The following is a 19,774-nucleotide window of genomic DNA, read 5'->3' as shown; positions in this document are numbered from 1 at the left end:
GCTCCTACAGGGATCATCAACACTGACAACAATCCACAGAGGTTGAATCATGGCTGTTAACAGCGATCGTGCAGGCAACAAACCGTTGATCGAGAAACGTTCGATCGACTACATCCCGGAAGCGGAAAGACACGGTCGTCTGTTGAGCCAGTTCACCCTGTGGATGGGTGCCAACCTGCAAATCACCGCGATTGTGACCGGCGCTCTGGCCGTCGTACTGGGCGGTGATGTGTTCTGGTCGTTGATCGGTTTGCTGATCGGGCAACTGATCGGCGGTGGCGTGATGGCGCTGCATGCCGCGCAAGGGCCCAAGCTTGGCCTGCCGCAGATGATCTCCAGCCGCGTGCAGTTCGGCGTGTATGGCGCGGCTATCCCGATCGTCCTGGTGTGTCTGATGTACCTCGGTTTCACCGCAACGGGAACCGTGCTTTCCGGCCAGGCGCTGGGCCAGTTGTTTGGCGTCAGCGACACCGTCGGTATCCTCCTTTTCGCCAGTGTCATCGTGCTGGTCACGGTGCTCGGTTATCGGGTTATCCATTGGATAGGCCGTGTTGCCAGTGTCATTGGCGTGATTGCTTTTGTTTATCTGTTCAGCCGTCTGATCAGTCAGGTTGACGTTGGCGCACTTCTGCAAATCCGTCACTTCAGTTGGAGCAGCTTCCTGCTTGCGGTGTCGCTGGCGGCATCCTGGCAGATCGCCTTCGGCCCTTATGTGGCTGATTATTCACGCTACCTGCCGAGCAAAATTTCCTCGGTGAAAACCTTCTTCGCTGCAGGCGCAGGTTCGGTCATTGGCGCCCAGGTGGCGATGGTCCTTGGCGTATTCGCCGCCGCTTCGTCCAACGGCCAATTCGCCGGCCACGAAGTGGCTTACATCGTGGGTCTGGGCGGTGCCGGTGCCACCGCAGCGCTGCTGTACTTCAGTATCGCGTTCGGCAAGGTCACCATTTCCACGCTCAACTCCTACGGCAGCTTCATGTGCATTGCGACCATCATCAGCGGTTTCCGTGGTGAGCTGAAGGTCACGCGCTTGCAGCGTCTGGTCTTCGTACTGGTCATCGTCGGTGCTGCGACCCTCATGGCGTTGCTCGGTCAGCACTCGTTCCTCGGTGCGTTCAAGTCGTTCATCCTGTTCTTGCTGGCGTTCTTCACGCCATGGAGCGCGATCAACCTGGTGGACTACTACTGCATCACCCGCGAACGCTATGACGTGCCGGCGCTGGCCGATCCGAACGGTCGCTACGGTCGTTGGAACGCCCTCGGTATCAGCGTTTATGTCTTCGGTGTACTGGTGCAACTGCCGTTCATCGCCACCAAGTTCTATACCGGTCCGCTGGTAGACGCTCTGGGTGGTGTGGATATTTCCTGGATCATCGGCCTGGTGCTTCCCTCAGCCCTGTATTACGTGTGCGCGAAAAAATGGCATGGCTCGGTGCCCGATCACCTGATTCTGCCGGTTGAGCAGGACAGCGTTGTACAACAAAAAACAAGTGGGGCTGGTCGCGCTGCGGCGCAGGCCTGATTGGACGTGGACAGGGCTGGATGCCTCTTGACTGCCGTAAGCCAACTCATGATTAGGAGCGTCACTACAATGAAATCGAACAAGACCCTGCTGACCACATTGCTTTCCATGGGCCTGCTCGCCAGCGCCGGCGCCACCCAGGCTGCCGGTTGGTGCGAATCGGGCAAACCGGTGAAATTCGCCGGCCTGAACTGGGAAAGCGCCATGTTGCTGACCGACGTGCTGCAAGTCGTGTTGGAGAAAGGCTACGACTGCAAGACCGACAGCCTGCCGGGCAACTCCATCACCATGGAAAACGCCCTGAGCAGCAACGACATCCAGGTGTTTGCCGAAGAGTGGGTTGGCCGCAGCGAGGTCTGGAACAAGGCCGAGAAGGCCGGCAAAGTCGTCGGTGTCGGCGCTCCGGTGGTGGGCGCAGTGGAAGGCTGGTACGTGCCGCGCTACGTGATCGAAGGTGACGCCAAGCGCAAGCTGGAACCGAAAGCCCCGGACCTGAAAAACATCGCCGACCTGGCCAAGTACTCCGCGGTGTTCAAGGATCAGGAAGAGCCATCCAAGGGTCGTTTCTACAACTGCCCGGCCGGCTGGACCTGTGAGCTGGACAACAGCGAAATGCTGAAAAGCTACGGCCTGGAAAGCACCTACACCAACTTCCGCCCAGGCACCGGCCCGGCGCTGGATGCAGCGGTGTTGTCGAGCTACAAGCGTGGCGAGCCGATCCTGTTCTACTACTGGTCGCCAACCCCGCTGATGGGCCAGGTGGACCTGGTCAAACTCGAAGAGAAGCCAGGCGTCGACAAGCGCGTGACCATCAAGGTCGGCCTGTCCAAGACCTTCCACGAGCAAGCCCCGGAACTGGTGGCCGTGCTGGAAAAGGTCAACCTGCCAATCGACCTGCTGAACCAGAACCTCGGACGCATGACCAAAGAGCGGATCGAATCGCCAAAACTGGCCAAGATCTTCTTGAAGGAACATCCTGAAGTCTGGCACGCATGGGTGAGCGACGACGCAGCCAAGAAAATCGACGCGGCCTTGTAGGTTGAGCCTCTCCGACTGCTGGCGACGGCAGTCGGACGCTTGATCGCAACCCCTTGATTGAGAGTCTCTTATGTTTCCCGAAAGCTTTACCTTTTCCATCGCCGACTGGGTCAACAGTTGGGTCGATTCGCTGGTCACCAACTACGGCGACGTGTTCCGGCACATCTCCGACACCCTGTTGTGGGCCATCGTCAATCTTGAAGGCATGCTGCGTGCGGCGCCGTGGTGGCTGATGCTGCTCATCGTGGCGGGCGTGGCCTGGCATGCAACCCGTAAGGTCGTGACCACGGCGGTGATCGTCGGTCTGTTGTTCCTGGTGGGCGCAGTCGGTCTCTGGGACAAGCTGATGCAAACCCTGGCGCTGATGATGGTGGCGACGATCATTTCGGTGCTGATCGGCATTCCGCTGGGCATTCTCTCGGCGCGCAGCAATCGCCTGCGTTCGGTGCTGATGCCGTTGCTGGACATCATGCAGACCATGCCGAGTTTCGTGTACCTGATCCCGGTGTTGATGCTGTTCGGCCTGGGCAAGGTCCCGGCGATTTTCGCCACGGTGATCTACGCCGCGCCGCCGCTGATCCGCCTGACCGACCTCGGCATCCGCCAGGTAGACGGTGAAGTGATGGAAGCGATCAACGCCTTCGGTGCCAACCGCTGGCAGCAACTGTTCGGCGTGCAACTGCCGCTGGCCCTGCCGAGCATCATGGCCGGGATCAACCAGACCACCATGATGGCCCTGTCGATGGTGGTGATTGCCTCGATGATCGGTGCCCGTGGCCTGGGCGAAGACGTGTTGGTGGGGATTCAGACCCTCAACGTCGGACGTGGCCTTGAAGCCGGTCTGGCGATCGTGATTCTGGCAGTGGTCATCGACCGCATTACTCAGGCGTATGGTCGACCACGGCATGAGGTGAGCAAATGAACGACGCAACCGTGAGCAAAATCGAAGTCAAAAACGTCTTCAAGATTTTCGGCAACCGCTCCAAGGAAGCCCTGGGCATGATTGGCCAGGGCAAGACCAAGGATCAGGTGCTGGCCGAAACCGGCTGCGTGGTCGGCGTGAATGATTTGTCCCTGAGCATCGGCACTGGCGAGATCTTCGTGATCATGGGCCTGTCCGGCTCCGGCAAATCGACGTTGGTGCGCCATTTCAATCGCCTGATCGACCCCACCAGCGGCGCGATCCTGGTGGACGGCGTGGACATCCTGCAATACGACATGGAAGCCTTGCGCCAATTCCGTCGCCACAAGATCAGCATGGTGTTCCAGAGCTTCGGTCTGCTGCCGCACAAGACCGTGGTCGACAACGTCGCCTACGGCCTGAAAGTACGCGGCGAGAGCAAGCAAATGTGCTCCGAGCGTGCGCTGCACTGGATCAACACCGTGGGCCTCAAAGGCTACGAAAACAAATACCCGCACCAGCTCTCGGGCGGCATGCGCCAGCGTGTGGGCCTGGCCCGCGCCCTGGCGGCGGACACCGACATCATCCTGATGGACGAAGCGTTCAGTGCCCTTGACCCGCTGATCCGCGCCGAGATGCAGGACCAGTTGCTGGAACTGCAAAAGACCCTGCACAAGACCATCGTCTTCATCACCCACGACCTTGATGAGGCCGTGCGCATTGGTAATCGCATCGCGATTCTCAAGGATGGCCGACTGATTCAGGTGGGCACGCCGAGAGAGATCCTGCATTCGCCGGCAGATGAATATGTCGACCGGTTCGTACAGCGGCGGGCGGCGGTGGTTTAACAGTCGATCGTTCCCACGCTCTGCGTGGGAATGCATCCCGTGACGCTCCGCGTCACCCATGCGCAGGGCGTGAACCTTGCGCTGAACACGGGACGCGGAGCGTCCCAGGCGGCATTCCCACGCAGAGCGTGGGAACGATCAACTTCAAGAGGTCAATGATGTCCCAGGCTGAAAAAATCGTTATCGCCGATGCCCCGTTGCGTTGGCAGGATGTGGTCGCCGTCGCCCGTCACGGCGCGCAGCTTGAGCTGTCGGCCGAGACTTGGGCACGGATCGACAATGCCCAGGCCATCGTCCAGCGCATCGTCGCCAGCGGCGAGCGTGCGTATGGCGTCAACACCGGGCTCGGCGCCTTGTGCAACGTCTCGCTGAAAGACGAACAGCTCAGCCAACTGTCGCGCAACACCTTGCTCAGCCACGCCTGTGGCGTTGGCGCGCCATTGGCCGACGAACAGACCCGCGCGATTATTTGCGCCGCGATCCGCAACTACAGCCACGGCAAATCCGGCATTCACCGCCGGGTGGTCGAAGGCCTGCTGGCGCTGCTCAATCGCGGCATCACCCCGCAAGTGCCGTCCCAGGGTTCGGTGGGTTACCTCACCCACATGGCCCACATCAGCATCACGCTGCTGGGTGTCGGCAATGTCAGCTATCGCGGGCAGATCGTCTCGGCGCAGCAAGCCCTGGCCGAAGAAGGCCTGGAACCGGTTCAGCTCGGCGCCAAGGACGGTTTGTGCCTGGTCAACGGCACGCCGTGCATGTCCGGCCTCAGCTGCCTGGCCCTGGCCGACGCCACGCGTCTGGTGCAATGGGCCGACGTGATCGGTGCCATGAGTTTCGAAGCCCAGCGTGGCCAGATCGCCGCGTTCGACGCCGAGATCATCGCGCTCAAACCGCACCCGGGCATGCAGCACGTCGGCAGCAACCTGCGAGCGTTGCTCGATGGCAGTGAAGTGATTGCTTCGAGCTTTGGTATTCGCACCCAGGATGCCTTGAGCATTCGTTCGATTCCGCAGGTTCACGGCGCCGCTCGCGATCAGCTTGAGCACGCGAAAAAGCAGATTGAAACCGAACTCAACTCCGTCACCGATAACCCGATGCTGCTGGGCACACCGGACAACTTCCGGGTGATGTCCCAGGCCAACCCGCACGGTCAGTCCGTGGCGATGGCAGCGGATCTGCTGGCGATTGCCATGGCCGAAATCGGCTCCATCGCCGAGCGGCGCCTGGACCGCTTGATCAACCCGCACGTCAGTGGCTTGCCAGCGTTTTTGGTAGCCAATCCGGGGGTGAACTCCGGGATGATGATCGTCCAGTACGTCGCCGCTTCGCTGTGTGCGGAAAACCGCCAATTGGCGCAACCGGCCGTGCTCGACAACTACGTCACCTCGGGTTTGCAGGAAGATCACCTGAGCCTTGGCACCAATGCCGCGCTGAAGCTGCATCGCGCCCTGGAAAACGTCACGCAGATCCTCGCCATCGAGTACCTGCTGGCGGCCCAGGCGTTTGAATTCCTCAAGGAGCAACGCTTCGGTGCCGGCACCGATACCGCCTGGCGCCTGCTGCGCGAACGCGTTCCGGCCTACGACCAGGACCGTTGGTTGGCACCGGACATCGCCGCCGCAGCCAGCGTGTTGAAAGACCCGATTTTGCTGCAAATGGCTTTACCCAATCTGAACTGAAATCCACAACACCAGCGTGCCAAGGCGCGTCTCCCCACAAACGAGACGCGACGGACAACGGACATCTCCGGAGCGTCTGGTGAGTTAATAAGAAACTCTCAAAAGGAGAACGATGTGACTGCGCTTAATTTGATTCCCGGCCAACTGAGCCTTGCCCAACTGCGTGACGTGTATCAGCAACCGGTGAAACTCACCCTCGACAACAGCGCCTCGGCCCAGATCGAAGCCAGCGTTGCCTGCGTGGAACAGATCCTCGCGGAAAACCGCACCGCCTACGGCATCAACACCGGCTTCGGCCTGCTGGCCTCGACCCGCATCGCCAGCGAAGACCTGGAAAACCTGCAGCGCTCGCTGGTGCTGTCCCACGCCGCCGGTGTCGGCGAGCCGATCAGCGACGCGCTGGTGCGCCTGGTCATGGTGCTCAAGGTCAACAGCCTGAGCCGTGGCTTCTCCGGTATCCGCCGCGTGGTGATCGATGCGCTGATCGCACTGATCAACGCCGAGGTTTACCCGCACATTCCATTGAAAGGTTCGGTCGGTGCATCCGGCGACCTGGCACCGTTGGCGCACATGTCTCTCGTGCTGCTGGGCGAAGGCAAGGCGCGCTATAAGGGCGAGTGGATGGAAGCGACCGAAGCGCTGAAAGTTGCCGGTTTGACGCCGCTGACCCTCGCGGCCAAAGAAGGCCTGGCGCTGCTCAACGGCACCCAAGTGTCGACCGCTTATGCATTGCGCGGCCTGTTCGAGGGCGAAGACCTGTTCGCCGGCGCCCTGGCCATCGGTGGCATGACCGTTGAAGCGGTGTTGGGCTCGCGCTCGCCGTTCGACGCACGCATCCATGCAGCTCGCGGCCAGAAAGGCCAGATCGACGCCGCTGCCGCTTACCGCGATTTGCTGGGCGAACGCAGTGAAGTCTCCGACTCGCACCAGAACTGCGAAAAGGTCCAGGACCCTTACTCCCTGCGCTGCCAGCCGCAAGTCATGGGCGCCTGCCTGACTCAGTTCCGTCAAGCCGCCGAAGTGTTGGCCGTCGAAGCCAACGCCGTGTCCGACAACCCGTTGGTATTCGCTGCTGAAGGCGACGTGATTTCCGGCGGCAACTTCCACGCCGAGCCGGTGGCCATGGCCGCTGACAACATGGCGCTGGCCATCGCCGAAATCGGTTCCCTGAGCGAGCGTCGCATCTCGCTGATGATGGACAAGCACATGTCGCAACTGCCGCCGTTCCTGGTGGCCAATGGCGGCGTGAACTCCGGCTTCATGATCGCCCAGGTGACTGCGGCGGCCCTGGCCTCCGAGAACAAGGCGTTGTCCCATCCGCATTCGGTGGACAGCCTGCCGACGTCGGCGAACCAGGAAGATCACGTGTCGATGGCGCCGGCCGCCGGCAAGCGTCTGTGGGAAATGGCCGAAAACACTCGCGGTGTTCTGGCCGTGGAATGGTTGGCGGCGTGCCAGGGCCTGGATCTGCGTGACGGCCTGAAGACCTCGACCAAGCTGGAAAAGGCCCGGGCCATCCTGCGTGCCGAAGTGCCGTTCTATGAGAAGGACCGTTTCTTTGCGCCGGACATCAATGCGGCGAGCGAGTTGTTGGCGACCCGTTGCCTGAACGAGCTGGTGGCGGTGAAGTTGTTGCCGAGCCTGTAAGTCTGATGGTGATCGTTCCCACGCTCTGCGTGGGAATGCCTCTGGGGACGCTCCGCGTCCAGTGACGCGGAGCGTCACGGGCTGCATTCCCACGCAGAGCGTGGGAACGATCTTTTCCGCCAAATAAGAATAATTAAGGACGAGCAATGCAACCGCAAACAAAAAGATTAAAACGCGGGCTCTCTGCCCGACATATTCGCTTCATGGCGCTGGGGTCGGCTATCGGCACCGGGCTGTTCTACGGTTCTGCCTCGGCCATTCAAATGGCCGGGCCGGCGGTACTGCTCGCCTACCTGATCGGTGGCGCGGCGGTGTTCATGGTCATGCGCGCCCTCGGTGAGATGGCGGTGCACAACCCGGTGGCCGGCTCTTTCGGTCACTACGCCAGCACCTACCTGGGGCCGATGGCAGGCTTCATCCTCGGTTGGACCTACGCGTTCGAAATGGTCATCGTCGGCATGGCTGACGTCACCGCGTTCGGTATCTACATGGGCTTCTGGTTTCCGGAAGTCGCGCGCTGGATCTGGGTCCTGGGCATCGTTTCGGTGGTCGGCGGCCTGAACCTGTGCAACGTCAAAGTCTTTGGCGAAATGGAGTTCTGGTTGTCGCTGCTCAAGGTCGCGGCCATCGTCGCGATGATCCTCGGTGGCTTCGGCATCATGCTGTTCGGCATCAGCACCGCGCCCGGCGCCCAGGCGACCGATATCAGTAACCTGTGGAGCCATGGCGGCTTCATGCCCAACGGCGTGGGCGGTCTGATCGCTTCGTTTGCCGTAGTGATGTTCGCGTTTGGCGGCATCGAAATCATCGGCGTTACCGCTGGTGAAGCCAAGGATCCGCAGCACGTGCTGCCCCGGGCGATCAACGCCGTGCCGTTGCGCATTTTGCTGTTCTACGTGCTGACGATGTTTGTGCTGATGTCGATCTTCCCGTGGCAGCAGATTGGCAGCCAGGGCAGTCCGTTCGTGCAGATTTTCGACAACCTGGGGATCAGCTCGGCAGCGACCATCCTCAATATCGTGGTGATCTCTGCAGCGGTGTCGGCCATCAACAGTGACATCTTCGGCGCGGGCCGGATGATGTACGGCCTGGCCCAGCAAGGTCACGCACCCAAAGGCTTCGCTCGCCTGTCGGGCAATGGCGTGCCATGGATGACCGTTGTAGTGATGAGCGCTGCGCTGCTGTTGGGCGTGTTGCTGAACTACCTGATCCCGGAGAACGTGTTCCTGCTGATCGCGTCCATCGCGACCTTCGCCACGGTGTGGGTCTGGCTGATGATCCTGTTCACCCAGGTGGCGATGCGCCGTTCCATGAGCGCCGAACAGGTCGCTGAACTGAAATTCCCGGTGCCGTTCTGGCCTTATGCGCCGATGGCGGCGATTGCGTTCATGCTGTTTATTTTCGGCGTGCTCGGCTACTTCCCGGATACCCAAGCCGCGCTGATCGTTGGCGTGGTCTGGATTGTGTTGCTGGTGCTGGCCTACCTGACCTGGGTGAAACCGGCGGCAGGTAAAGCGGCATTGGTGACGCGGGACTCTACTTTTTCTCATCGATAACCTAACGGAGGCCAGGATGAAAACGCTCTGGCAACACTGCCACGTCGCAACCATGGCGCAAGGCGCCTACTCGATCATCGAGGATGCGGCCATCGTGACGTCCGGTGCGCACATCGAGTGGATCGGCCCACGTGCTGAATTGCCGTCGGGCGATTACCCGGCGGTCAACGACCTGAAAGGGGCCTGGGTCACTCCGGGCCTGATCGACTGCCACACTCACACGGTGTTCGGCGGTAACCGCAGCGGTGAATTCGAACAGCGCCTGCAAGGCGTCAGCTACTCGGAAATCGCTGCGGCCGGTGGCGGCATTGCCAGCACCGTGCGCGCCACCCGCGCGGCCAGCGAAGACGAACTGTTCGCCAGCGCCGCCAAGCGTCTGAAGAGCCTGCTGCGCGATGGCGTGACCACGGTCGAGATGAAGTCCGGCTACGGCCTCGACCTGGCCAGCGAACGCAAGATCCTGCGGGTCATCCGTCGCCTCGGCGCCGAGTTGCCGGTCAGCGTGCGCAGCACCTGCCTGGCCGCTCACGCGTTGCCGCCGGAATATGCCGATCGTGCCGACGCTTACATTGATCACATCTGCGCCGAAATGCTCCCGGCACTCGCCGCTGAAGGATTGGTGGATGCGGTGGATGCGTTCTGCGAATACCTGGCGTTCTCGCCGGCGCAGGTCGAGCGGGTGTTTATCACCGCACAGGAACTCGGTCTGCCGGTGAAGCTGCACGCTGAACAGTTGTCGTCCTTGCATGGGTCGAGCCTGGCCGCGCGTTACCACGCGTTGTCCGCCGATCACCTGGAATTCATGGACGAAGACGACGCCATCGCCATGGCCAAGTCCGGCACCGTCGCGGTGCTGCTGCCCGGCGCTTTCTACTTCCTGCGCGAAACCCAATTGCCGCCGATGGACGCCCTGCGCAAGCACGGGGTGAAAATCGCCATCGCCAGCGACCTCAACCCCGGCACCTCGCCGGCGCTGTCGCTGCGCCTGATGCTGAACATGGCCTGCACCTGTTTCCGCATGACCCCGGAAGAAGCCCTGGCTGGCGCAACCATTCATGCCGCCACCGCGCTGGGCATGGCCGACACCCACGGTTCGCTGGAAGTGGGCAAGGTCGCCGACTTTGTGGCCTGGCAAATTGATCGTCCCGCCGACCTGTCGTACTGGCTGGGCGGCGACCTGGAAAAACGCGTCGTGCGTCACGGCGTCGAGACAAGCCTTTAGGAGAGCAGTTGTGGATAAGGTTCTGAACTTCAAACAAGGCCGCGTGCCGCTGCTGATCAGCATGCCCCACGCCGGTTTGCGCCTGACGCCTGTGGTCGAAGCCGGGTTGATCCCCGACGCGAAAAGCCTGCCGGACACCGACTGGCACATCCCGCAGCTTTACGATTTCGCCACCGAACTGGGCGCCAGCACCCTGGCCGGCGAGTACTCACGGTTTGTCATCGACCTGAACCGACCGTCCGACGACAAACCGATGTACGTCGGCGCCACCACCGGCCTGTACCCGTCGATACTGTTCGATGGCATTCCATTGTTCCGCGAGGGCATGGAGCCGACGGCGGTCGAGCGCGCGACGTATCTGGAACAGATCTGGACGCCGTATCACAGCACCTTGCAGAACGAGTTGGCGCGACTCAAAGCCGAGTTCGGCTACGCGCTGCTGTTCGATGCGCACTCGATCCGCTCGATCATCCCGCACCTGTTCGACGGCAAACTGCCGGACTTCAACCTCGGGACCTTCAACGGTGCCAGTTGCGATCCACAGTTGGCCACGCAAATGGAAGCGATCTGCGCCAAACACACCGAGTACAGCCATGTGCTGAACGGACGCTTCAAGGGCGGCCATATCACCCGCCATTACGGCAAGCCGGCCGAGAATATCCACGCGGTGCAACTGGAACTGGGGCAGTGCACGTATATGGAAGAGTTTGAGCCGTTCCGCTATCGGCCTGACCTGGCGGCACCAACGCAGGTGGTGCTCAAGGAATTGCTGCAAGGGTTGTTGGCTTGGGGCCAGAAGCACTACGCGTAACGGATCGCCGACCATTCCCACGCAGAGCGCGCCGATCGTTCCCACGCCGCAGAGCGTGGGAACGATCGGCACTTCGCTATCAAGTCGCCACCGTGCAAATCTCGGTCGCCACAGGTCGCTTTTACCGCTCGTCTGCTGCGTAATGTTCTGGGCACGGTGCACAAAGACGCCGAATCCCACAATAATCGCTGCCGCACGAGTTCCCTCCGATGAAAAGACTGTTCACCCGCTGTCTCTCAATCCTCTGCGGCACCGCTCTGTTGAGCACCAGCGTCCTGGCCAGTGACGATGCGTCCTGCAAAGCCGTGCGCATGGGGGTGGTCAACTGGACCGACGTGATCGCCACCAGCGGCATGGCCGATGTCTTGCTCAATGGCCTCGGCTACGAAAGCAAGCAAACCAGCGCCGTGCAGCAAATCATCTTCGCCGGCATCCGCGACAAGCGCCTCGATATCTTCCTCGGTTACTGGAAACCGGCGATGGACAAGAACATCGCACCGTTCGTGGCGGCCAACCAGGTCAAGGTCATGGACAAACCGAGCCTGGCCGACGCCCAGGCGACCCTCGCCGTACCTGAGTACGTGGCGGCGGCCGGGCTGAAAACCTTCGCCGACATCGCCAAATTCAAAGAACAGCTCGGCGGCAAGATCTACGGCATCGAGCCGGGCAGCGGCGCTAACACCACGATCAAGACCATGATCGAGACCAACCATTTTGGCCTGAAGGATTTCAAACTGATCGAGTCCGGCGAGGCCGGCATGCTCGCCGCTGTGCAGCGGGCGGTGAACCGCAAGGAGTTCGTGGTGTTCGTCGGCTGGACCCCGCACCCGATGAACATCAACATGAAAATCGCCTACCTGACCGGCAGTGAAGACGTCTACGGCCCGAACGAAGGCGCGGCGACGGTCTCCACCGTCACCGCGCCGGACTACGCCGAACGCTGCCCGAACGTGAATCGCCTGCTGCAAAACCTGACCTTCACTGCGGCCCAGGAAAGCCAGTTGATGGTGCCGATCATGGAGCGCAAGACGCCGCAGGAGGTTGCCAAGGCTTGGCTGCGCGAGCATCCGGAAGACCTTCAGCGTTGGCTGGCGGGAGTCAGCAGTTTTGATGGCAAGGAAGGGGTGGCGGCTGTGCAGGCCAGCCTGAAAAACTGATTCTGAACAGGCTGACACGAAGCCCATGGCTCCTTACCTCCTTTCCGCCCAGATGTCGGTCTTCGTCGAGAAAACCCTCGGCTTCAACAGCACCGACAGCAGCCTCACCGGGTTGCGCCAGACCTACAGCGAGATGTGCCGGGCGTTTACCCCAACCCGTCCTGCCGGGCTTGAAGTCACCGACTTCACGTTGGCAGGCGTGGCGGTGCGTTCCTATCGACCGCCAGTGACACCACCGGCCAGCGGCTGGCCATGCATTTTGTATTTGCATGGCGGCGGCTGGGTGGTGGGGGACCTGGATTCCCATGATTTCATCTGCGCCGAACTGGCGGCGGCGCTGGGGGCGATGGTGGTTGCGGTGGATTATCGGTTGGCGCCCGAGCACCCGTTCCCGGCCGGGTTCGACGATTGCCTGAAGGTCTGGCGGGCGTTACGGTCAGGGCCGTTCTGGTTCGACCCGGAGCGAATGGTCGTCGCCGGAGACAGCGCCGGCGGCAATCTCGCCGCCGCGTTATGCCTGGCATTACGCGATACGGGTGAACCGCTTCCCACCGCCCAGGTGCTGATTTATCCGGGGCTGGGCGGCGATCACCATTTGCCGTCTCGCAGCGAGTGCGCCGACGCGCCGCTGCTCAGCAGCAGCGACGTAGATTGCTATCACGCCCTGTACTTGCGTGGCAGTGCACAACCGAGCGCCTATGCCATGCCCTTGCTCGCCGACGATTTCAGCGGTTTGCCGCCGGCGTGGATCGCCGTGGCGCAATTCGACCCGCTGCGCGACGACGGTGTGCACTATGCCAAGCGGCTCAACGCCGCGGGCGTCAACGCGACGCTTTACTACGGCGAAGGGCTGGTGCACGGCTGTCTGCGGGGGCGCGGACAGGTCGCCGAGGTCGACCGACTGTATGAAACGCTGGTCGGGTTTCTGGCTGACAGGCTCTGACGTTGCAAGGGCATGCTCATTGACGTAATTCGGGTTTATGATGCCGGACGGCAGAATAATAGAAGTCCCCCCAGGGATGACCTCGACCCCTTACGGAGCGCGCAATGCAGACTTTGTTCCCGCAGATCAAACCCTACGCCCGGCACGATCTGGCCGTCGATAAACCCCACACGCTGTACGTCGACGAAAGCGGTTCACCGGAAGGTTTGCCGGTGGTGTTCATCCATGGCGGCCCCGGCGCCGGGTGTGATGCCCAAAGCCGTCGGTATTTCGATCCGAACCTGTATCGCATTGTCACCTTCGACCAGCGCGGCTGCGGTCGCTCCACGCCCCACGCCAACCTTGAAAACAACACCACCTGGGATCTGGTTGCCGACCTGGAACGGATCCGCAAACACCTGAATATCGAAAAATGGGTGTTGTTCGGCGGTTCCTGGGGCTCGACCCTGGCGCTGGCCTACGCGCAAACCCACCCGGAGCGTGTGCACGGCCTGATCCTGCGCGGGATTTTTCTCTGCCGTCCGCAGGAAATCGAGTGGTTCTACCAGGCCGGCGCCAGTCGCCTGTTTCCCGACTACTGGCAGGATTACATCGCGCCGATCCCTTTGGACGAGCGCGGCGACCTGCTCACCGCTTTCCACAAGCGCCTGACCGGCAACGATCAGATCGCCCAGATGCACGCGGCCAAGGCCTGGTCCACCTGGGAAGGTCGGACCGCGACCCTGCGGCCGAACCCGCTGGTGGTCGATCGTTTCTCCGAGCCGCAACGCGCACTGTCGATTGCCCGCATCGAATGCCATTACTTCACCAACAACGCCTTCCTTGAGCCGAACCAGTTGATCCGCGACATGGGCAAGATCGCCCATTTGCCCGGTGTGATCGTCCATGGCCGTTACGACGTGATCTGTCCGTTGGACAACGCCTGGGAATTGCATCAAGCCTGGCCGAACAGCGAACTGCAGGTGATCCGCGACGCCGGCCACGCCGCGTCCGAACCGGGCATCACCGATGCCCTGGTACGTGCCGCTGGTCAGATGGCCCGGCGCTTGCTTGATCTGCCGCCTGAAGAAGCATGAAGGGTCTGTTGCAGCGCGTGCGAGGCGCGCGCGTCGAGGTAGCGGGGGAGGTGGTGGGTGCAGTCGACCAGGGATTGCTGGTGCTGGTGGCCGTTGAGCCCGAGGACACTCGGGCCAGTGCCGACAAACTTCTGCATAAGATGCTTAACTATCGTGTATTCAGTGACGCCGAGGGCAAGATGAATCTGTCCCTGGCGGATGTCGGCGGAGGGTTGCTGCTGGTCTCGCAGTTCACCCTGGCGGCCGACACCAAGAGTGGGCTGCGCCCGAGTTTTTCGACCGCGGCGCCTCCGGCCCTGGGTGAAGAACTTTTCGACTATCTATTAGGCAAAGCGAAAGAGGTGCATGGCACTGTGGCATCAGGTAGATTCGGCGCGGATATGCAGGTGCATCTGGTCAATGATGGCCCGGTCACCTTCCTGTTACAGACCTGAAACGCCTTGAAACCTGTTTTTAAGGGCGTTTCCACTGAAAACAGGGGTTTTCCCCGATAAATACTTTGTTACCCCCTGATGCTTTGTAACGCGGCCTACTAGATAATCGCGCGCTACGGGGATCAGCATTCGTTGGCCCATTTTGACTTAGGTAGAGACTTGCCCGGACCTGTTGGGGAATCATTTAGCCCCATAGGAGTCGGAACAATGCTCGCCAACCTGGCATATAGATAGCTGGCCGTTGGTTTTTTGATCTGTTTTCGGCGAGGGTTGCTCGTGATTGTTAGTCCCTGTAATGCACCAAAATTGTCTGCCCAACGGTTCCGAAGCGCTCTGGTAGCGGGCTCTGCACTGCTGTGCCTGCTCAGCGCCGGCCAGCTTTGGGCATTCAACCTGGATGATGTGTCGGTCAAGGCGAAAGAGCTGGCCGGGCAGAAATACGAAGCCCCGCGCAGTAACCTGCCGAACGAATTCCGCGAGATGAAATTCGCGGACTATCAGAAAATTCGTTTCCGCACTGAAAAAGCCGAGTGGGCCGATCAGAAAACCCCGTTCAAGCTGTCGTTCTATCACCAGGGCATGCACTTCGATACCCCGGTGAAAATCAACGAAATCACGGCCAATACCGTCGAAGAGATCAAATACGACCCAAGTCGTTTCGATTTCGGCGACGTATCGTTCGATCCTAAAGCCACCGAACAACTGGGTTATGCCGGTTTCCGTGTGCTGTACCCGATCAACAAGGCCGACAAGCAAGACGAAATCATGACCATGCTCGGCGCGAGTTACTTCCGCGTGGTCGGCAAGGGTCACACTTATGGCTTGTCCGCACGCGGCATGGCCATCGATACCGCATTGCCGTCCGGCGAAGAATTCCCGCGTTTCACCGAGTTCTGGATTCAACAGCCGAAGCCGGGTGACAAGCACCTGGTGATCTTCGCCCTGCTGGATTCGCCACGTGCCACCGGTGCCTATCGCCTGACCCTGCGTCCAGGCAGCGACACCGTGGTCGACGTCAAGGCGAAGATGTTCCTGCGTGACAAAGTCACCAAGCTTGGCGTTGCGCCGCTGACCAGCATGTTCCTGTTCGGCGCCAACCAGCCGTCGAAAGTGCTGAACTATCGTCGCGAACTGCACGACTCCAGCGGTCTGTCGATCCATGCCGGCAACGGCGAGTGGATCTGGCGCCCACTGAACAATCCAAAACACCTGGCGGTCAGCAACTTCGCCATCGAAAACCCGCGTGGCTTCGGCTTGCTGCAGCGTGGTCGCGACTTCAGCCACTATGAAGACCTCGACGACCGCTACGACAAGCGCCCAAGTGCCTGGATCGAGCCAAAAGGCGATTGGGGCAAGGGTTCTGTAGACCTGGTGGAAATTCCGACCGCCGACGAAACCAACGACAACATTGTGGCCTTCTGGAGCCCGGACAAACTGCCTGAGCCAGGCCAGCCACTCGATGTCGCCTATCGCATGCACTGGACCATCGACGAAGCCTCGATTCACGCACCGGACAGCGCCTGGGTCAAACAGACCCTGCGTTCCACCGGCGACGTTAAACAGTCGAACCTGATCCGTCAGCCGGATGGCAGCGTTGCCTACCTGGTGGACTTCGAAGGCCCGTCGCTGGCCGCTTTGCCGGAAAACGCCGACGTGCGCAGCCAGGTCAGCATTGGCGACAATGCCGAACTGGTCGAGAACACCGTGCGCTACAACCCTGAAACCAAGGGCTGGCGCCTGATGCTGCGCATGAAAATCAAGGATCCGAGCAAGGCCACCGAGATGCGTGCGGCGCTGGTCCAGAAGATCCAGCCTGAGGATCTGGCCAAGTCGTTGGTACCTTCCTCCAGTTCTTCTGTTGCCAAGGCCGACAAAGTCGCCGCCAAGCAGCAAGAGAAAGTGGACAAGGAAGCCAAGGAAGCCAAGCAGGCAGACGCCAAGCAGGCCGATGCCAAGCCGGTCGCCGATGCCAAGAACAAGGACAACAAAGACGCCAAGCAGCCAGTCGCTGCGGACGCGGCCCCAGCCACACCGGAATCGAACGAGACTGAAGAAGTCCTGACCGAGACCTGGAGCTACCAGTTGCCTGCCGATGAGTAATTCTCAACTTAAGCCAGAGACTCTCTCCGAGTATCTGGCGCATTTACCGATGACCGACGAGCAGCGCGCGGAACTCGCGGGCTGCCAGTCGTTCAGTGAACTGCACCAGCGTCTTTCGTCCTCGACGTTCGACGCACCGACCGAGGCCGCGCAGGCCTCGGTGGGCAAACGCTTGCTCCTGAACAGTGCTGAAGAGCTGGAAGAAGCGGAGATGCTGGCGGTTGACGCCAGTGGTCGTGTCGTACTCAAGGCGACTCCGCCGATCCGTCGGACCAAAGTCGTGCCGGAGCCATGGCGCACCAACATTCTGGTGCGCGGCTGGCGCCGGATGACCGGTCGCACCAATCCGCCGGCCCCGCCGAAAGATGAACGCGTGTTGCCGGCGGCTCGCTGGCGCACCGTCGGTTCAATCCGTCGCTACATTCTGCTGGTGCTGATGCTCGGCCAGACCATCGTGGCCGGCTGGTACATGAAAGGCATCATGCCGTACCAGGGTTGGTCGTTCGTCGACATGGACGAAATCATCAACCAGTCCCTGACGCAAACCGCGATGCAGGTCCTGCCTTACGCCTTGCAAACCAGCATCCTGATTCTGTTCGGGATTCTGTTCTGCTGGGTCTCGGCCGGTTTCTGGACCGCGCTGATGGGCTTCCTCGAGTTGCTCACCGGTCATGACAAATACCGCATTTCCGGCAAAAGCGCCGGCAATGAGCCGATCGCCAAGGACGCACGCACCGCACTGGTGATGCCGATCTGCAACGAAGACGTGCCGCGTGTATTCGCCGGTCTGCGGGCGACTTTCGAGTCGGTTGCGGCCACGGGTGACCTGGATCGCTTCGATTTCTTCGTCCTCAGCGACAGTAACGAAACCGATATCTGCGTCGCCGAGCAGCAGGCCTGGCTGGACGTCTGCCGCGAAGCCAAAGGCTTCGGCAAGATCTTCTATCGCCGCCGTCGCCGTCGCGTCAAACGCAAAAGCGGCAACCTCGACGACTTCTGCCGTCGTTGGGGCGGTGACTACAAGTACATGGTCGTGCTCGACGCGGACTCCGTGATGAGCGGCGAATGCCTGACCAGTCTGGTGCGCTTGATGGAAGCCACGCCGGACGCCGGGATCATCCAGACCGCGCCACGGGCGTCGGGCATGGACACCCTGTATGCGCGGATGCAGCAATTTGCGACCCGCGTGTACGGTCCGCTGTTCACCGCCGGCCTGCACTTCTGGCAGTTGGGCGAATCCCACTACTGGGGGCACAACGCGATCATTCGCATGAAGCCGTTCATCGAGCACTGCGCCCTGGCGCCGTTGCCGGGTAAAGGCGCGTTTGCCGGTGCGATTCTGTCCCACGACTTCGTCGAAGCCGCGCTGATGCGCCGTGCCGGCTGGGGCGTGTGGATTGCCTACGACTTGCCGGGCAGCTACGAAGAACTGCCGCCGAACCTGCTGGACGAACTCAAGCGTGACCGTCGCTGGTGCCACGGTAACCTGATGAACTTCCGCCTGTTCCTGGTCAAGGGCATGCACCCGGTGCACCGCGCGGTGTTCCTGACCGGTGTGATGTCTTACCTGTCGGCGCCGTTGTGGTTCTTCTTCCTGGTGTTGTCCACTGCGCTGTTGGCGGTGAACACCCTGATGGAACCGCAGTACTTCATGGCGCCGCGCCAGTTGTATCCGTTGTGGCCACAATGGCACCCGGACAAGGCTGTCGCGCTGTTCTCGACCACTGTCGTGCTGCTGTTCCTGCCGAAGTTGCTGAGCATCATCCTGATCTGGGCCAAGGGCGCGAAAGAGTTCGGCGGCAAGTTCAAGGTGACCGCCTCGATGCTGCTGGAGATGCTGTTCTCCATGTTGCTGGCGCCGGTGCGGATGATTTTCCACACCCGTTTCGTACTCGCCGCGTTCCTCGGCTGGGCCGCGACCTGGAATTCGCCACAACGTGACGACGACTCCACGCCATGGAGCGAAGCGGTCAAGCGCCACGGTCCGCAAACCTTGCTGGGCTTCTTCTGGGCCCTGCTGGTGATCTGGCTGAACCCGAGCTTCCTCTGGTGGCTGGTACCGATCGTCGGTTCGCTGATGCTGTCGATCCCGGTGTCGGTGATCTCCAGCCGTGTCGGCCTGGGTCTCAAGTCCCGTGACGAGAGCCTGTTCCTGATCCCTGAGGAATACAATCCGCCACAGGCCTTGGTGGCGACCGATCAGTACACCCATGAAAACCGTTATCACGCGCTGAATGACGGCTTCATCCGGGCGGTGGTCGATCCCCAGCAGAATGCGTTGGCATGCGCGCTGGCGACCTCCCGTCACGGTCAGGCCGAACCGATCGAATGGTTGCGTATCGAGCGGGTTCGTCATGCGTTGAAGGCCGGTCCTGCCGGGCTGACCAACCATGAGCGCCTGCAACTGTTGAGTGACCCGGTGGCATTGGGTCGTCTGCATGACGCGGTCTGGAGCGAAGGTCACGCCGAGTGGCTGGACGCCTGGCGCAAATCGGTGAAAGCCGATCCCCATGCGCCGCTGTTGCCGCTCAAGCCATTGAGTGCACAGCCTCAGTTGGCGTAATGAAAAACCCCGCGAAAGCGGGGTTTTTTTTGCCGATCATTCCCACGCTCTGCGTGGGAATGCCTCAACGGACGCTCCGCGTTCGGCTTTTGGGGCGCGGAGCGTCCCGGGCTGCATTCCCACGCAGAGCGTGGGAACGATCAAATTCCTGCGCTAACCCTTGTGCAAACGAAAGAGTGCGATAGGATCCGTCCCCGAATTGGTGCGCCCGGACAGCTTTCTGTTCGTATCTGCCGGTTTTCTAACGAAAACCGCCGATTGCGCGTCTCACAAC

General features: G+C 61.1%; 15 protein-coding genes. All 15 read left to right on the top strand.

Annotation, left to right across the window (positions count from 1 at the left end):
* The first annotated feature begins 49 nt into the window (after nt 1-49).
* The 15 genes from HKK52_RS18520 (at nt 50) to mdoH (ending at nt 19,500) form a co-directional block, all read left to right on the top strand.
* Complete coding sequence (locus HKK52_RS18520) at nt 50-1,522, top strand: purine-cytosine permease family protein (RefSeq protein ID WP_169372027.1); 1,473 nt, start codon at nt 50-52, stop codon at nt 1,520-1,522.
* Nucleotides 1,523-1,591: 69 nt separating this feature from the next.
* Nucleotides 1,592-2,560 carry an ABC transporter substrate-binding protein gene (locus HKK52_RS18515; RefSeq protein WP_169372026.1) on the top strand — a complete coding sequence of 323 codons (969 nt, stop codon included), beginning with the start codon at nt 1,592-1,594 and terminating at the stop codon, nt 2,558-2,560.
* Between the two features lie 70 nt (nt 2,561-2,630).
* Nucleotides 2,631-3,482, top strand: coding sequence for an ABC transporter permease (locus HKK52_RS18510; RefSeq protein WP_133837848.1), 852 nt, complete (start codon nt 2,631-2,633; stop codon nt 3,480-3,482).
* Nucleotides 3,479-4,309 carry a quaternary amine ABC transporter ATP-binding protein gene (locus HKK52_RS18505; RefSeq protein WP_054054680.1) on the top strand — a complete coding sequence of 277 codons (831 nt, stop codon included), beginning with the start codon at nt 3,479-3,481 and terminating at the stop codon, nt 4,307-4,309. Before HKK52_RS18510 ends, HKK52_RS18505 begins: the two co-directional genes overlap by 4 nt.
* Before the next feature lie 158 nt (nt 4,310-4,467).
* Nucleotides 4,468-5,991: a histidine ammonia-lyase gene (gene hutH, locus HKK52_RS18500; RefSeq protein ID WP_169372025.1), complete on the top strand. Its 1,524-nt coding sequence runs from the start codon at nt 4,468-4,470 to the stop codon at nt 5,989-5,991.
* A gap of 114 nt (nt 5,992-6,105) precedes the next feature.
* Nucleotides 6,106-7,638 (top strand): histidine ammonia-lyase, encoded by a 1,533-nt coding sequence (hutH, locus tag HKK52_RS18495; RefSeq protein WP_169372024.1) that lies wholly within the window; start codon nt 6,106-6,108, stop codon nt 7,636-7,638.
* 146 nt (nt 7,639-7,784) lie between these two features.
* Nucleotides 7,785-9,194: an amino acid permease gene (locus HKK52_RS18490; RefSeq protein WP_169372023.1), complete on the top strand. Its 1,410-nt coding sequence runs from the start codon at nt 7,785-7,787 to the stop codon at nt 9,192-9,194.
* Between the two features lie 16 nt (nt 9,195-9,210).
* Entirely contained in the window at nt 9,211-10,416 is a 1,206-nt protein-coding gene (gene hutI, locus HKK52_RS18485; RefSeq protein WP_169372022.1) for an imidazolonepropionase, read from the top strand.
* Nucleotides 10,417-10,426: 10 nt separating this feature from the next.
* Nucleotides 10,427-11,227 carry an N-formylglutamate deformylase gene (gene hutG / locus HKK52_RS18480; protein WP_169372021.1) on the top strand — a complete coding sequence of 267 codons (801 nt, stop codon included), beginning with the start codon at nt 10,427-10,429 and terminating at the stop codon, nt 11,225-11,227.
* A gap of 209 nt (nt 11,228-11,436) precedes the next feature.
* Nucleotides 11,437-12,384, top strand: coding sequence for a choline ABC transporter substrate-binding protein (locus tag HKK52_RS18475; protein ID WP_169372020.1), 948 nt, complete (start codon nt 11,437-11,439; stop codon nt 12,382-12,384).
* Nucleotides 12,385-12,409: 25 nt separating this feature from the next.
* Nucleotides 12,410-13,327 (top strand): alpha/beta hydrolase, encoded by a 918-nt coding sequence (locus HKK52_RS18470; protein WP_169372019.1) that lies wholly within the window; start codon nt 12,410-12,412, stop codon nt 13,325-13,327.
* A 104-nt stretch (nt 13,328-13,431) separates the two neighbouring features.
* Nucleotides 13,432-14,403 (top strand): prolyl aminopeptidase, encoded by a 972-nt coding sequence (gene pip, locus HKK52_RS18465; RefSeq protein ID WP_169372018.1) that lies wholly within the window; start codon nt 13,432-13,434, stop codon nt 14,401-14,403.
* Nucleotides 14,400-14,837, top strand: a complete 438-nt coding sequence (gene dtd, locus HKK52_RS18460) for a D-aminoacyl-tRNA deacylase (RefSeq protein ID WP_169372017.1) — start codon at nt 14,400-14,402, stop codon at nt 14,835-14,837. The genes pip and dtd overlap by 4 nt, the downstream gene beginning before the upstream one ends.
* A 276-nt stretch (nt 14,838-15,113) precedes the next feature.
* Nucleotides 15,114-16,937, top strand: coding sequence for a glucan biosynthesis protein (locus tag HKK52_RS18455; protein WP_169372016.1), 1,824 nt, complete (start codon nt 15,114-15,116; stop codon nt 16,935-16,937).
* Nucleotides 16,930-19,500 (top strand): glucans biosynthesis glucosyltransferase MdoH, encoded by a 2,571-nt coding sequence (mdoH, locus tag HKK52_RS18450; RefSeq protein ID WP_169372015.1) that lies wholly within the window; start codon nt 16,930-16,932, stop codon nt 19,498-19,500. The genes HKK52_RS18455 and mdoH overlap by 8 nt, the downstream gene beginning before the upstream one ends.
* Nucleotides 19,501-19,774: the final 274 nt, after the last annotated feature.

Origin of the sequence: Pseudomonas sp. ADAK2, from assembly GCF_012935755.1 — a bacterium.
Taxonomy (GTDB): Bacteria; Pseudomonadota; Gammaproteobacteria; order Pseudomonadales; family Pseudomonadaceae; genus Aquipseudomonas.
The sequence above is the reverse complement of the archived record's forward strand: the minus strand, read 5'-3'. Positions and strand labels throughout refer to the sequence as shown.

Excerpts from the sequence above, each read along its gene's own strand:
- HKK52_RS18505 (WP_054054680.1), top strand. The coding sequence starts at position 3,479 with ATGAACGACGCAACCGTGAGCAAAATCGAAGTCAAAAACGTCTTCAAG.
- HKK52_RS18490 (WP_169372023.1), top strand. The coding sequence starts at position 7,785 with ATGCAACCGCAAACAAAAAGATTAAAACGCGGGCTCTCTGCCCGACAT.
- HKK52_RS18470 (WP_169372019.1), top strand. The coding sequence starts at position 12,410 with ATGGCTCCTTACCTCCTTTCCGCCCAGATGTCGGTCTTCGTCGAGAAA.
- mdoH (WP_169372015.1), top strand. The coding sequence starts at position 16,930 with ATGAGTAATTCTCAACTTAAGCCAGAGACTCTCTCCGAGTATCTGGCG.
- HKK52_RS18520 (WP_169372027.1), top strand. The coding sequence starts at position 50 with ATGGCTGTTAACAGCGATCGTGCAGGCAACAAACCGTTGATCGAGAAA.
- hutH (WP_169372025.1), top strand. The coding sequence starts at position 4,468 with ATGTCCCAGGCTGAAAAAATCGTTATCGCCGATGCCCCGTTGCGTTGG.
- hutI (WP_169372022.1), top strand. The coding sequence starts at position 9,211 with ATGAAAACGCTCTGGCAACACTGCCACGTCGCAACCATGGCGCAAGGC.
- HKK52_RS18515 (WP_169372026.1), top strand. The coding sequence starts at position 1,592 with ATGAAATCGAACAAGACCCTGCTGACCACATTGCTTTCCATGGGCCTG.
- HKK52_RS18475 (WP_169372020.1), top strand. The coding sequence starts at position 11,437 with ATGAAAAGACTGTTCACCCGCTGTCTCTCAATCCTCTGCGGCACCGCT.
- HKK52_RS18510 (WP_133837848.1), top strand. The coding sequence starts at position 2,631 with ATGTTTCCCGAAAGCTTTACCTTTTCCATCGCCGACTGGGTCAACAGT.
- pip (WP_169372018.1), top strand. The coding sequence starts at position 13,432 with ATGCAGACTTTGTTCCCGCAGATCAAACCCTACGCCCGGCACGATCTG.
- dtd (WP_169372017.1), top strand. The coding sequence starts at position 14,400 with ATGAAGGGTCTGTTGCAGCGCGTGCGAGGCGCGCGCGTCGAGGTAGCG.